At 44.6% G+C, this 15,260-nt stretch carries 11 protein-coding genes; 3 read left to right on the top strand and 8 right to left on the bottom strand.

From position 1 onward, the window contains the following. Positions 1–44 precede the first annotated feature (44 nt). The 3 genes from QWZ07_RS24800 to QWZ07_RS24790 all read left to right on the top strand — a co-directional run bounded on the left by QWZ07_RS24800 (position 45) and on the right by QWZ07_RS24790 (position 2,422). The gene (locus QWZ07_RS24800; RefSeq protein WP_017100513.1) at positions 45–662 is read left to right on the top strand and encodes a TRIC cation channel family protein; all 618 of its coding nucleotides are present in this window, start codon (positions 45–47) and stop codon (positions 660–662) included. A 241-nt stretch (positions 663–903) separates the two neighbouring features. After that, positions 904–1,485, top strand: coding sequence for a flavodoxin family protein (locus tag QWZ07_RS24795; protein WP_192853822.1), 582 nt, complete (start codon positions 904–906; stop codon positions 1,483–1,485). A 91-nt stretch (positions 1,486–1,576) separates the two neighbouring features. Then, complete coding sequence (locus QWZ07_RS24790) at positions 1,577–2,422, top strand: LysR family transcriptional regulator (protein ID WP_017102972.1); 846 nt, start codon at positions 1,577–1,579, stop codon at positions 2,420–2,422. Here QWZ07_RS24790 and QWZ07_RS24785 read toward each other — a convergent pair. From QWZ07_RS24785 to ftsZ, 8 genes are all read right to left on the bottom strand, one after another. Further along, positions 2,373–3,152: a TSUP family transporter gene (locus tag QWZ07_RS24785; RefSeq protein WP_009848394.1), complete on the bottom strand. Its 780-nt coding sequence runs from the start codon at positions 3,150–3,152 to the stop codon at positions 2,373–2,375. The two genes, QWZ07_RS24790 and QWZ07_RS24785, sit on opposite strands and share 50 nt — an antisense overlap. A 206-nt stretch (positions 3,153–3,358) precedes the next feature. Continuing rightward, a complete protein-coding gene (gene carB / locus QWZ07_RS24780; RefSeq protein ID WP_004734974.1) occupies positions 3,359–6,589 on the bottom strand; it encodes a carbamoyl-phosphate synthase large subunit in 3,231 nt (1,076 codons plus the stop codon). A 16-nt stretch (positions 6,590–6,605) separates the two neighbouring features. Then, positions 6,606–7,745 carry a glutamine-hydrolyzing carbamoyl-phosphate synthase small subunit gene (gene carA / locus QWZ07_RS24775; protein ID WP_017109272.1) on the bottom strand — a complete coding sequence of 380 codons (1,140 nt, stop codon included), beginning with the start codon at positions 7,743–7,745 and terminating at the stop codon, positions 6,606–6,608. A gap of 503 nt (positions 7,746–8,248) precedes the next feature. Continuing rightward, complete coding sequence (dapB, locus tag QWZ07_RS24770; RefSeq protein WP_017106812.1) at positions 8,249–9,073, bottom strand: 4-hydroxy-tetrahydrodipicolinate reductase; 825 nt, start codon at positions 9,071–9,073, stop codon at positions 8,249–8,251. 92 nt (positions 9,074–9,165) lie between these two features. Next, on the bottom strand, positions 9,166–9,564 hold the full coding sequence (gene mutT, locus QWZ07_RS24765; protein WP_192853821.1) for an 8-oxo-dGTP diphosphatase MutT: 399 nt from the start codon (positions 9,562–9,564) through the stop codon (positions 9,166–9,168). Positions 9,565–9,871: 307 nt separating this feature from the next. Continuing rightward, positions 9,872–12,598 (bottom strand): preprotein translocase subunit SecA, encoded by a 2,727-nt coding sequence (gene secA / locus QWZ07_RS24760; RefSeq protein WP_017109275.1) that lies wholly within the window; start codon positions 12,596–12,598, stop codon positions 9,872–9,874. A gap of 388 nt (positions 12,599–12,986) precedes the next feature. Further along, positions 12,987–13,904, bottom strand: coding sequence for a UDP-3-O-acyl-N-acetylglucosamine deacetylase (gene lpxC, locus QWZ07_RS24755; protein WP_017087510.1), 918 nt, complete (start codon positions 13,902–13,904; stop codon positions 12,987–12,989). A gap of 96 nt (positions 13,905–14,000) precedes the next feature. Then, positions 14,001–15,230: a cell division protein FtsZ gene (ftsZ, locus tag QWZ07_RS24750; protein ID WP_017084771.1), complete on the bottom strand. Its 1,230-nt coding sequence runs from the start codon at positions 15,228–15,230 to the stop codon at positions 14,001–14,003. Positions 15,231–15,260 lie beyond the last annotated feature (30 nt).

Here is a 15,260-nt window from a genome sequence, read left to right as displayed (position 1 = left end):
CACCGACCTGTCCCTACAATTTCAACCATAAGAGCACCAGTATCATGGACTCCATGCTGCTTTATATTATCGATTTATTTGGCACTGCCATTTTTGCTGTCTCAGGCGTATTTGTCGCTGGCCGTCTTAAGATGGATCCCTTTGGTGTCGCCGTTTTAGGTAGCGTAACCGCTATTGGCGGCGGTACAATTCGTGACATGGCATTGGGTGCAACTCCTGTGTTTTGGATCACCGATACCACCTACCTTTGGGTCATCATCACCACATGTTTGCTGACCATGATTATAGTAAGGCGTCCAAAGCGTCTGGCCTGGTGGATCCTGCCAGTATGTGATGCGATAGGCTTAGCGGTGTTTGTTGGCATTGGTGTTGAGAAAGCACTGATTTATCAAGATTCTGCATTGGTTGCTATTATCATGGGCGTAATTACTGGCTGTGGTGGCGGCATTATCCGCGACGTACTTGCTCGTGAAGTCCCAATGATCCTAAGAAGTGAAGTCTACGCAACTGCTTGTATCATTGGCGGCGCTTTCCATACCATGGCAATTACCATGGGGCACGACTCAGAAACTGCCTTTTTAGCTGGCGTGTTCACGACACTATTGATTAGGCTTGGCGCTATTCGCTGGCACTTGTCATTGCCAACCTTCGCTATCAAATAGGCTAGCGTTACAAAATAGAAATAGGCTCCGCAAAGGAGCCTTTTTTAATTCGCTTTCAAATCACTTATCTCCTCTATTTCCATTATTCAAAGATCCCCTCCTTTCCTCACACTCTAGTTAGCTCATTCATTACTAGGTTGGTAATCTTTTTTGTTTACTTATCCAATTCACAGGCTATATTAATAAACAAACAACTTTATAAACTAATTTATTTACTAACATTGGTAAAAGGGAGTTCAAGATGAGTATCAATAAAGTAGGCATTGTTTTCTTCTCTAAGAATGGAGCGACCAAGCAAGTCGCTGAGACAATCGCTGAAGGTATTAACACTCAACAACCTGGCTCAGCACTGCTCATTGAAGTCCTCTCGTCTGAAATAGTCGAAGGAAGGTATGACAATGACGGCAAGCTCAACGCATTAAACAATTGTGATGCGATTATCTTTGGCGCTCCTACTTACATGGGCTCACCAGCCGCACAGTTTAAAAGCTTTATGGATGCGAGCAGTGATACCTACTGTAAGAAAGCATGGCGAAATAAGCTCGCTGCAGGTTTCACTACTGGTGGTAGCCTGAACGGTGAGCAACAACAAACCTTGTTAAGTTTTTTCACTCTGGCTTGTCAGCATGGCATGGTTTGGGCAGGGCTTGATATCTCAAAGCATATCGATGACTTAGGTTTGAATCGTACCGGTTCCAGTATTGGTTTGGTCGCCAGTGATGATCAGACGGCTGAGAGCACCAATAATCACATCCATAGTAATGACCTTAAAACCGCTTTCTATTTTGGGCAACGCATCGCGAGCCTAGTTGAAAGAACCTAGCTTATTTAATATCTATGAGCTCAGACTAGAGAATGAATGGCGTTTAAGGTAACTTGGTTCAATCATTCCCAACTTTCATGAATATCACTCAATGTTACTCGAAGGAATCGAAACTCTATTGGTGTTGAGCAAAGCAAAGACCATGAGCCGCACCGGCAGTTTGCTTTATATCAGCCAATCGGCGGTCAGCAAACGGATTGCGAATTTAGAGAAGAAGCTAGGTAAGAAACTCATAGAACCAAGTGGCCGACAGATAAAACTGACGCCGGATGCGATCGCGCTCATCGAGAGTATTGGCCCCGCATTCAATGAACTTAGAGGGCTTATTTATGAACAGCAAGAGTTGGAAGATACCACTCTCATCACTTTAGATAGCTCTAAGTCGCTGATCGCAGGTTATCTAGGTGAAATGATGGGGAAATTTATCCAGCAAGATAAATACATCACCATCACCACTAACCATACACCAAGAATTATCGAGCGAGTGCAGTCTGGTAAGGCGACCTTGGGGTTGTGTGCTGGTTTACTACCGCCGCATCATGGGTTGATGACATTCCACCTGTTTGATGAGCCGTTTTACATAGTAAGTAAGTCGCCGTTAACGGAGCTTCCTCCAATGGTCATCACTAACGATATGACCAATCCAGCAAACTCGTATCAGTTATCTGTGCTTGAAAAGTTCGGCATCAAACCCTTGATGGAGATGGATGCCTACACCGCAGCAGCTCAGTTAGCGTTGGGTGGGACAGGGCCGGCTTTGATCCCGCTCTCTATCGTAAAGACACTCAATATTGAGCCTCAATACCTGTTTAGCTTTCCAGAGTTAGAGGGATTAATTCGACCTATTCATATCTGTGTAAGGCCGAACAGCTATCAATCTCCGCGAGTTAAAATACTGATAGAATCCATTGTTGATGCTGTTCCCAAAGCAGTTTAGAGGCCATTAACATCGACATCACGATCACAAGAGGGCGAATCCATTTCTGCCCTTTTGTCACCACGACTTTAGCGCCAAGTTGAGCGCCCATAAAACCACCAACTGCCATTACTAATCCTAATTCCCAAATTGGCAAGCCAGCCAAAATAAAGAAGATCAATGCGGCTATATTCGATGTGAAGTTAAGTATCTTGGTGCGTGCCGTTGCATCCACTAATGAGAAGTGGCCGATAGCGACAAAACATACCGTGAAAATTGAACCTGTTCCTGGGCCAAAAAAGCCATCGTAGAAGCCAACACCGCCACCAATACACAAAGCAAACATCGCCTCAGAGATCTTCTGCTTTCCTTCAGACGCTCTAGTTTGGGGTGCTAACAGGAAATAAAGAGAGATAGCGATAAGCAGCAGCGGTATCACGCTAGTCAGTAAACTCGCATCAATGTGCTGGACTAACTCGGCGCCAATTGCAGAGCCAATAAAAGTACAAAAGATCGCGAGGCGCATCTCTTTAATACTAACGATACCGTTGCGAACGAAATACCAACTGGCAGAAAAACTACCAAATGAGCTTTGAAGTTTGTTGGTTGCCAGTGCTTGCGTTGGTGGCACTCCGGCCGCTAGCAATGCAGGTAGAGTCAACAACCCACCACCGCCAGCCATTGCATCAATAAAGCCTGCCGCCGTTGCAACAACAAACAAGATAGCCAATATTTCTAGAGTGATTTCCATATACCCAACGCCTTAAATTCTCGTGTAGCGACAACTTACCACCGCGAGCAAACAATCAACAACGAAACACAAGATTGTAACCTATTCCAAATTTTCATCATTTAGCCATTACCAGATTTTCATCAGATGACAGACATAAAAAAGCCCACTCCGAAGAGTGGGCTTTGAGCATTTATATCCGCTTAACAGCGATACACGTGAGTCAATTAAGCTTGAGAAGCTTTAACTTGTGCGTGTAGCTCTTGAACTGAAGTTACTGACGTTTTCGCGTCTGCAGTGTGCGCCATACAAGTCGCGAATGCAGCGTTTAGCGTAGTCGTGTAGTTCACTTTCTCAGCCAGTGCGCCACGACGAAGAACTTTAGAATCTTCAATCGCTTGACGGCCAGCTGCAGTGTTCACGATGTACGTGTACTCGTTGTTCTTGATACGGTCAAGAATGTGAGGACGACCTTCGTGTACCTTGTTTACTAGACGTGGGTTGATACCCGCTTCGCCAAGGATAACTGCAGTACCGTGTGTTGCGTCTAGCTGGTAACCAAGCTTAGATAGCTTAGATGCTAGGTCAACAACACGCTCTTTGTCGCCTTCGCGAACAGAAAGAAGTGCACGGCCGCCTTCTGGGTAGATGTTGCCACAACCCAATTCAGCTTTAGAGTATGCTTCAGCAAACGTTGCACCAACACCCATAACTTCACCAGTAGAGCGCATTTCTGGGCCTAATAGTGGGTCAACACCAGGGAATTTGTTGAACGGAAGAACAACTTCTTTCACTGAGTAGTATGGTGGGATGATTTCTTTCGTAAAGCCTTGAGACTCTAGCGATTGACCCGCCATAACACGAGCTGCAATCTTAGCGACTGCTGCGCCTGTTGCTTTCGATACGAACGGTACTGTACGTGCTGCACGAGGGTTAACTTCGATTAGGTACACTTCGTTGTTCTTAACAGCAAACTGCGTATTCATTAGACCACGAACACCCAACTCGAACGCTAGCTTTTCAACTTGCTCACGCATTACGTCTTGGATTTCTTGGCTTAGCGTGTAAGCAGGAAGCGAACATGCTGAGTCACCTGAGTGAACACCCGCTTGCTCGATGTGCTCCATGATACCCGCAATAACAACGCGCTCACCGTCACAAATCGCATCAACGTCTACTTCAATTGCATCATCTAGGAAGCTATCAAGTAGTACTGGAGATTCGTTTGAAACACTTACTGCTTCGTTAAAGTAGCGACGTAAGTCTTGCTCGTCGTATACGATTTCCATCGCACGACCACCAAGAACATAAGAAGGACGAACAACCAGTGGGAAGCCGATTTCGCGAGATTTCTCTACTGCTTGCTCCATTGTTGTTACTGTCGCATTTTCTGGTTGTAGAAGACCAAGACGGTCAACAGCAACTTGGAAACGCTCACGGTCTTCAGCACGGTCGATTGCGTCTGGGCTAGTACCAATGATTGGTACGCCAGCAGCTTCAAGCTCACGAGCCAGTTTCAGTGGTGTTTGACCACCGTACTGAACGATAACGCCTTTTGGCTTCTCAACACGAACGATTGCTAGTACGTCTTCCAGAGTTACTGGTTCAAAGTACAGACGGTCAGACGTATCGTAGTCTGTCGAAACTGTCTCAGGGTTACAGTTAACCATGATTGTTTCGTAGCCATCTTCACGTAGTGCTAGAGATGCATGTACACAACAGTAATCGAATTCAATACCTTGGCCGATACGGTTTGGACCGCCGCCTAAGATCATGATTTTCTCTTTGTCTGTTGGGTTCGATTCACATTCATCATCGTAAGATGAGTACATGTAAGCCGTATCAGAAGAGAACTCAGCCGCACACGTATCTACGCGCTTGTAGACTGGGTGAATATCGTATTGGTCACGTAGACGACGAATTTCACTTTCAGCCACACCTAGAATCTTAGACAGGCGAGCATCAGCAAAACCTTTACGCTTAAGCTTCATTAGCTCGTCTTTATTCAGACCAGCAAAGCCTTTCGCTTTAAGTTCTTGCTCTAGTTTTACGATGTCTTCGATTTGAACTAGGAACCAACGGTCAATTTGCGTTAGGTTGAATACACCATCAACTGACATACCAGCACGGAAAGCATCTGCGATGTACCAAATACGGTCAGAACCCGCTTCTTTAAGCTCATGACGAATCGTCGTTAGAGCGTCAGGTGCATCTAGGTCGACCATTTCGTCAAAACCAGTTGCGCCAACTTCTAGACCGCGAAGTGCTTTCTGTAGAGATTCTTGTTGGTTACGGCCAATAGCCATAACTTCACCAACCGACTTCATTTGAGTCGTTAGACGGTCGTTAGCACCTGCAAACTTCTCGAAGTTAAAACGAGGAATCTTAGTTACTACGTAGTCGATTGTTGGTTCGAATGATGCTGGCGTTGCGCCGCCAGTGATGTCATTCATTAGCTCGTCTAGCGTAAAGCCAACAGCCAGTTTCGCTGCAATCTTAGCGATTGGGAAACCTGTTGCTTTAGATGCTAGTGCCGAAGAGCGAGATACACGTGGGTTCATCTCGATGATAACCATACGGCCATCTTTCGGGTTGATACCAAACTGTACGTTTGAACCACCTGTTTCAACACCAATCTCACGCAGTACTGCTAGAGATGCATTACGCATTAGTTGGTATTCTTTGTCTGTCAGCGTTTGTGCTGGAGCCACTGTGATCGAGTCACCAGTGTGAATACCCATTGGGTCAAAGTTTTCAATCGCACATACGATGATGCAGTTGTCGTTCTTGTCGCGAACCACTTCCATCTCGTACTCTTTCCAACCGATAAGTGACTCATCGATTAGAAGTTCGTTGGTTGGAGATAAGTCCAAACCACGACGACAGATTTCTTCAAATTCTTCTTTGTTATAAGCGATACCACCGCCTGTACCACCCATCGTAAACGATGGACGAATGATACAAGGGAAGCCAACCATTTCTTGAACTTTGTAAGCTTCTTCCATCGTTTTCGCTGTATCAGCCGTTGGACACTCAAGACCAATCGATTTCATTGCTTTATCAAAACGAGAGCGGTCTTCAGCTTTATCGATAGCGTCAGCAGTTGCGCCAATCATCTCTACGCCGAACTCTTCAAGTACGCCGTATTTTTCTAAATCTAACGCACAGTTAAGTGCAGTTTGGCCGCCCATTGTCGGTAGAACTGCATCTGGCTTCTCTTTAGCGATGATGTTACGAACCACTTCCCATTGGATAGGTTCGATGTAAGTCGCATCAGCCATGTCTGGGTCAGTCATGATTGTCGCAGGGTTCGAGTTTACAAGAATAACTCGGTAACCTTCTTCGCGAAGTGCTTTACAAGCTTGAGCACCAGAGTAATCAAACTCACATGCTTGACCGATAACAATCGGACCAGCACCTAGAATTAGAACACTTTTAATGTCAGTACGTTTTGGCATTATCTACTACTCCGGATTACGCTGTGTGCTGTTTAATTAATTCAATGAAGTGGTCGAATAGCGGCGCCGCATCTTCTGGACCTGGGCTTGCTTCTGGGTGACCTTGGAAGCTAAATGCTGGCTTATCTGTACGGTGGATACCTTGTAGAGAGCCATCAAATAGAGACTTATGAGTCGCTCGTAATGTCTCTGGAAGCGTATCTTCGTCAGCAGCGAAGCCGTGGTTTTGTGAAGTAATCATCACAACATCACGATCTAAATCTTTAACCGGGTGGTTTGCACCGTGGTGACCAAACTTCATCTTCACTGTCTTAGCGCCTGACGCAAGAGCAAGAATCTGGTGACCTAGACAGATACCAAAGATTGGTAAACCTTTTTCTAGGAACACTTTTGTTGCTTCAATTGCGTAAGTACATGGTTCTGGGTCACCAGGGCCATTTGAAAGGAAAACACCATCTGGGTTTAGAGCGAGTACTTCTTCTGCTGAAGTTTCAGCAGGAACAACCGTTAGGCGGCAGCCGCGGTCAACAAGCATTCGTAGGATGTTTCGTTTTGCACCGAAGTCATAAGCAACAACGTGGTATGGCAATTCAGAGTCTGCTTTCGCTTCAGGAAGTCCACCCGTAAGCGTCCACGAACCTTGTTTCCATTGATACGCTTCTTTTGTTGTAACTTCTTTCGCAAGGTCCATACCTTTCAGGCCAGGGAATTCTTTTGCTTTAGCTAGAGCCAAAGCTTCGTCTAAATTGTTACCCGCTACGATACAACCGTTCTGTGCGCCTTTTTCACGAAGAATACGCGTCAGCTTACGAGTATCGATATCAGCGATACCAACAACGTTTTGCGACTTAAGGTAATCAGAAAGGGATTGTTCATTACGGAAGTTAGAAGCGATTAGAGGGAGATCGCGAATCACAAGGCCTTGAGCGTGGATTGAAGAAGATTCTTCGTCTTCGGAATTGGTTCCGGTATTGCCAATGTGAGGGTAAGTAAGGGTAACGATTTGTTGAGAATAGGAAGGATCAGTGAGGATTTCTTGGTACCCCGTCATCGAGGTATTAAAAACGACTTCACCAACTGCAGAACCTACAGCGCCAATGGCTTCACCGTGAAATACTGTCCCATCTTCTAGGACGAGTAGTGCTGACTTCTTCAAGACAACCTCCAGAAATAAAAATGCATTAAAATTGATTTAATTTGCAAATCTACCTTCCTGCAACACCAAAAACTGCGTGTTTATGGAAATTAGACAAATTGGCGGTATTTTAGTGATCTGCGTGATACGTGTCAACATTTAACGCAAAAGAAATTAAACATTTGTAAGAACTAATTCAATTTCCCCCACCAAAGCTTCAAAAGTTCAACTTTCATACTCAATTAATAGGAATATTACGATTTTCTAATTTTCGCCCATCATTTTCACCCACCATTAGATGGCAAAAATATCACCAATAAAACGCAATCGATAAATACAATGAGTAAACATATAGATTTGAAGCTTTAAATCAAAAACAATAACCAAGCAGTGATAAATAACAGCTAAGTGCAGTTCTAATCAGGAAAATTAGAGAATAAGAAGAAAGTGACCAAGAGGAGTTTAAGTAGAAAAAAGGGGCAAATAAAGAAAGCGCCGGCAATTGCCAGCGCATAAATATCTATTTATAGATCGTTTAAACCAAGGACGTCTGTCATGGTATAAAAGCCTGCTGGCTTATCATTTAGCCAAACAGCTGCCTTTATCGCACCATTAGCAAAGGTCATTCTATCCGTTGCTTTATGGGTAATTTCAACGCGCTCACCAATATCAGCAAACATTGCGGTATGCTCGCCAATGATGTCACCGGCACGGATTGTCGCAAAACCAATCTCATCTTTGGTACGCTCGCCCGTAATGCCTTCGCGTGACCATACAGCGACATCGTTTAGCTCATTGCCCATCGCACCAGCGATCGCTTCGCCCATACCAATCGCAGTACCAGAAGGTGCATCGACTTTATGACGGTGGTGAGCCTCTACGATTTCAACATCACAGTAATCGCCCATCACTTTAGCGGCCTTCTCTAACAGCTTAAAAACCAAGTTCACACCAACGCTATAGTTCGGTGCCATTACGATAGCCATCTCTTTTGAAGCCGCATCAATAACCTGCTTCTCTTCTTCAGAGAAACCAGTAGTACCAATGATCAGTTTCTTACCGTGACGTTTACAAAGTTCAATATTCGCTAATGTGCTTACAGGTGCGGTAAAGTCGACAATCACGTCAAACTCTTCAACCGCTTTCGAAAGGTCATCAACTAGAGCCACATCAAAACGACCTTCACCGCATAACTCGCCAACGTCAACACCGACCAAAGATGATTCTGGACGCTCTGAACCAGCACCAACGCTTGCTTCTGAATTATGGTGAGCGGCTTTCACCAAGTTACGACCCATACGGCCAGCTGCTCCTGCAATTGCAATTCTTACCACTGCGAATATCTCCATTGTTTTGGTTACCGTCACTGCTCATCTGTCGCAGTAACGTTCATTCGATTAATCTCTTTAAACTAACAACAATCTCAAACTCAGGCTAGCAATTACGAAAACTCTTTTATTACTCGCTCTAAAATTGGCACGTTTGCTTCGGGGAAGGCATATTGGCTCAATGATTCAAGATCGACCCATTCACCTTGTTGCCCTTCTTTACCATAAGGCTGTTGCTCGAAATCGGTCACAAGCATGAAATCGAACTTAAGCGACTTATCACTGTAATCAAACTCAAGGTGTTCAAACAGAGACTGTTCAGTCACATTGATACCAATTTCTTCATCAAGCTCACGAGTCATTGCTTGTTCAATGGTTTCACCCGCTTCAACCTTGCCACCTGGAAACTCCCAAAAACCGCCTTTGTGTTTATCGTCTGGGCGCTTAGTGATAAATACCTGCGACTTATCTTGATTGAAGATGATGCCAGCTACAATGTGGATTCTTTTCATATGATGATGTTCCTTTCATGTCCCTAGCGTCATTCCCTACAATGAGGAACGAATTAGATAGGGAATCTACTCTTTTGTTAGTTCGAAAGATCCCCTACTCGCTCGTCCCTCACTCTCGAGGATGACGCTATCGAAACCTTATTATTTTCACATACAAAAAGAGCCGCCTAAGCGACTCTTTTTATCAATAAGTTTGTGTGAAGCTAAGCTGTGACGTGGTGAGTGCAAGGAGGAGGCACGGAGCTTACGTTAGTAAGTGAGTACCTCCGACACTGCAATCATCCGTTACAGCAACGATTCACCAGACTTAGTCTATTTTACCGTGACACTGTTTGTACTTCTTGCCACTTCCACATGGACATGGTTCGTTACGACCCACTTTACGCTCATCGCGCACTACCGTTTGTGGAGATGCCGCATCCGCTTCATCGTCAGCTAGCTGGTTTTCAGCCGTTGCATGTTGTGCTTGTGCACGACGCGCCGCTTGTTCAGCTTGAGCTTGACGTTGAGCTTCCATCTTTTCAACTTCTTCTTGTTGCTGAACGCGAACTTTAGAAAGGATGGTAACAACGTCTGTTTTCAGTACATCTAGTAGGCCTTCAAACAGTTCAAACGACTCGCGCTTGTACTCTTGTTTCGGGTTCTTCTGAGCATAACCACGTAAGTGGATACCTTGACGAAGGTGATCCATCGCAGCCAAGTGCTCTTTCCAAAGGCCGTCTAGCGTTTGTAGCATCACAGACTTCTCGAAGTTACGCAGTACTTGAGCACCAACCACTTCTTCTTTCTGTTTGTACGAATCTACTGCCATACCAAGAATGCGCTCACGCAATGCTTCTTCATAAAGCTTGTCGTCTTCGTCTAACCAACCTTGAATATCAAAGTCTAGATCGAAATCATTCTTGAGACGATCTTGCAGACCTGCGATATCCCACATGTCTTCAAGAGACTGAGGAGCGATGTATTCATCAATGACTGACGCCAGTACATCTTCACGGTTGTGTTCGATCATCTCACTGATGTCATCTGAGCTCATCAGCTCATCACGTAGCTCATAAACAACCTTACGTTGGTCATTGGCTACATCATCGTACTCAAGAAGTTGCTTACGGATGTCGAAGTTACGACCTTCCACTTTACGTTGTGCTTTTTCAATTGAGCGAGACAGCATCTTAGATTCAATCGCTTCGCCTTCGTCCATACCACTTTGGATAAGACCAGCCATACGGTCAGACGTAAAGATACGTAGCAGAGAATCTTCCATTGATAGGTAGAAACGAGAAGAACCCGCATCACCTTGACGACCAGAACGACCACGTAGCTGGTTATCGATACGGCGAGATTCATGACGCTCAGTGCCAATGATGTGCAGACCACCTGACTCAAGTACTTTATCGTGGATGATTCTCCAATCAGCTTTGATCTTCTCGATCTGCTCTTTGGTTGGGTTCTCTATCTTCTCAAGTTGTGCCTGCCAGCTACCACCTAGCACGATATCGGTACCACGACCAGCCATGTTAGTTGCGATAGTTACCGCACCAGGCATACCAGCTTGTGCAACGATCTCAGCTTCCATTTCATGAAACTTAGCATTTAGAACGTTGTGCTTAATTTTTGATTTTTTCAATGCGTTAGACAGCAGTTCAGATTTCTCGATAGAAACTGTACCAACCAGTGATGGCTGACCAGCCGCTACACGGTCTTTGATGTCTTCAATGATCGCATTGAACTTGTCTTCTTCAGTACGATAAACCACATCTGGCATATCGTTACGAACCATAGGCTTGTTGGTTGGGATAACCACCGTTTCTAGGCCGTAGATAGACTGGAATTCGAACGCTTCTGTATCAGCAGTACCTGTCATACCTGACAGTTTTTCATACAGACGGAAGAAATTCTGGAATGTGATCGATGCTAATGTTTGGTTTTCATTCTGAATCTTCACACCTTCTTTAGCTTCAACAGCTTGGTGTAAACCTTCAGACCAACGACGACCTGGCATAGTACGACCAGTATGTTCATCAACGATAACCACTTCGCCTTCTTCAGTAACGATGTAGTCGACGTTTTTCTCAAACAATACGTGTGCACGAAGCGCAGCATTCACATGGTGCAATAGGCTGATATTGGTTGGAGAGTAAAGTGTGTCACCCTCTTCCATCAAGCCGTTTTTGACCATTAGTTCTTCTACAAATTCTTGACCGTTTTCAGTCAGGTGAACCTGTTTTGATTTTTCGTCCATGGTGTAGTGACCTTCACCACGGTACTCTTCTGAATCTTCTTTATCTTGACGCTCTAGAGAAGGAATTAGAGTGTTAATGCGCGTATAAAGGTCAGAACTATCTTCAGCGGGGCCAGAGATAATTAACGGAGTACGAGCTTCATCAATTAAGATTGAGTCAACCTCATCGACTACAGCAAAGAAGCGCTCACGTTGAACTCGGTCTTCAGCACGGAAAGCCATGTTGTCACGAAGGTAATCAAAACCAAACTCGTTGTTTGTTCCGTATAGGATGTCAGCTTGGTACGCTTCTTTTTTCTCTGGCGGAGCCATGTTTGCCACATTCACGCCAACAGTCATGCCAAGGAATTCAAATAATGGGCGGTTTGTTTCCGCATCACGCTTCGCTAGGTAATCGTTCACCGTTATTACGTGAACACCTTTGCTTGGTAGCGCGTTTAGATAAGCTGGTAGGGTTGCGGTAAGTGTCTTACCTTCACCAGTACGCATCTCTGCAATTTGGCCAGCATTTAGAACCATGCCACCAATCATTTGCACGTCAAAATGACGCATGCCGTAAACACGCTTCGATGCTTCACGTACCGTAGCGAATGCTTCAGGTAGAAGTTGATCTAACGATTCACCTTTATCTAAGCGCTCACGAAACTCAACCGTTTTTGCTTTTAGCTCTTCATCAGAAAGTGCTTCAAACGTTGGTTCGTAGTTATTAATTTCTTTTACAATTTTTCTAAGGCGGCGCAGTGTTCTGTCATTGCGACTGCCAATTACCTTTGTCAGCAGCTTAGTAATCATGTGCTTGGAATCTCTTCGTTCTCAGATCGTCCGCGATCTATTTTAAATGCCGTCAGTCTCTACTAGCTATGAACTAGTCTTCAGTTACTAACCAAGGATACTGAGATAAATCTAGTATCTTTGATATTGTACTTGAGAGTAGAGTTTTCAAGGCTTGAGTTAAAATTAATGCCCTTTAGTGTAAGTAATTTTCACACTAACGACCATTTAGAACACCATTTGTTTGATGTGCTTGGAACTTTTCTTTCTAATTGCTGATGGATTAAGCAGACTGCAGCCTATTGGCCAGCAATTTCCGGAGGTTAACGACACTGTATCTGGAAAATAGATACAAAAAAACCAGGCCGATGACCTGGTTTTTGAAATCTTATATTGTTGTAAACAACAATTACGCTAGAACCATACCCGGTTCTGCGAAAGCAACTGGAGAGCCAGCTTCTTCTTCGAATGTTGCCCATTCCCAAGCTTCTGCGTCAGCAAGAACTGCACGTAAAAGTTGGTTGTTTAGGCCGTGACCTGATTTGTATGCACGGAACTCACCAATAATAGCGTGTCCACACATGTAAAGGTCACCAATCGCATCCAATACTTTATGAGTTACAAACTCATTGTCGAAACGAAGGCCTTCTTCATTAAGAATTCGGTATTCGTCCAGTACGATAGCATTATCAAAGCTACCGCCAAGTACTAGGTTTTGAGACTGAAGGTACTCAATATCGCGCATAAAACCGAAAGTACGAGCGCGAGAAATCTGCTTCACAAAACCTTGTGATGAGAAATCAAACAACAAACGTTGCTCATCGGATTCAATTGCAGGGTGGTTAAAGTCGATCTCAAAGTCCATACGGAAGCCGTTAAATGGAACAAACTCTGCCCATTTATCGCCATCTTCAAAACGAATAGGCTTTTTGATTCGAATAAAACGCTTCGCTGCATTCAGTGTTTCTACACCCGCTTGCTGTAACAAGTATACGAATGGGCTTGCGCTACCATCCATAATTGGAATTTCTGGAGCATCTACTTCAACAATAATGTTGTCGATACCCATTCCGGCTAGAGCTGCGTTAAGGTGCTCCACTGTAGAGATACGTACGCCTTCGTCATTAACAAGAGCGGTACATAGCATAGTGTCACGAACTGATGCTGGATCAGCTGGGAAATCTACAGGTGGATTTACATCTGTACGACGATAAACAATACCTGTATTTGCAGCTGCCGGGCGAAGAGTAAGTGTGACTTTACGACCAGAGTGGAGACCCACACCAGTTGTTTTCACAATTTCTTTCAGAGTACGTTGTCTGATCATCTGCTTGCCTCGTTATCAGTGCTACAAATCACGGTCAGTATTTACCGACCGCGAATTTTACCATTAATTCGACGATAGTCAAATTTTGGGTATTTGTTAATCAGCCTGACGTCGTAAAAATGCTGGGATATCTAAATATCCGCTCTCTTTCTCAGCTTTAGGTGCAGCACTCTGGCTAGCGCCTGTACCTGAAGAAACAGGTGACGTTGTTGGCTGTGGTTTAACTTGAGGTTTTACCTCAGTTTTTTCCTGCAATGGTTGTGCCACTTTCTCTTCCACTTTTGCTGCTGTTTGAACAGCAACTTGAGGTTGAGGCGTTGGCGCTACTTTTGCTTTACCACCAGCAACTAAAGTAATGTCTGGTTTTTTCTCTGTGCCGATACCTGTTGCAACAACAGTTACGCGGATTTCATCTGTCATATCAGGGTCTAGAGAAGTACCAATAACAACCGTTGCGTTATCAGAAGCGAATGCCTTAACTGTATTACCCACAGTTTCGAATTCATCTAAGCGCATATCTAGGCCAGCAGTGATGTTAACAAGAACGCCACGAGCACCAGCTAGGTCGATATCTTCTAATAATGGGCTAGAAATTGCCGTTTCAGCAGCTTCTTCAGCACGGTCTTCACCTTTTGCGATACCGCTACCCATCATTGCATGACCCATTTCCGACATCACAGTGCGAACATCCGCGAAATCGACGTTGATCATACCAGGGCGAGTAATTAGCTCAGCGATACCTTGTACAGCGTTTTTAAGCACATCATTTGCACTTGCGAAAGCTTCTAGCAGTGTTACGCCACGGCCAAGTACTTTAAGTAGCTTTTCATTTGGAATCGTAATTAAAGAATCCACATGTTTAGAAAGCTCTTCGATACCTTGCTCAGCAAACGCTAAACGCTTTTTGCCTTCAAAGCTAAATGGCTTAGTTACAACAGCAACCGTTAGCACACCCAACTCTTTCGCAACTTCAGCAATAACTGGAGCAGCACCTGTACCTGTACCACCGCCCATACCAGCTGCGATAAATACCATATCGGCGCCAGTTAGAACTTCTTTAATTCTTTCTCGATCTTCGAGAGCTGCATCACGGCCTACTTGTGGGTTTGCACCAGCGCCCAAGCCTTTAGTGATATCACCACCAATCTGGATCACGCTGCTCACGCTTGTTTTACGAAGAGCTTGAGCATCAGTGTTAACACTGATGAATTCCACGCCTTCAATTGACTCACGTACCATGTGCTCAACAGCGTTACCGCCACCGCCACCAACTCCAACGACTTTAATTACTGCATCGTCAGACATTTCCATCATCGGTTCAAACATGTGTTATCTCCGTTTTTTCCTGCAACTCAG

The organism is Vibrio lentus, from assembly GCF_030409755.1.
Lineage (GTDB): Bacteria > Pseudomonadota > Gammaproteobacteria > Enterobacterales > Vibrionaceae > Vibrio > Vibrio lentus.
This window is presented reverse-complemented; position numbering and strand designations above follow the sequence as displayed.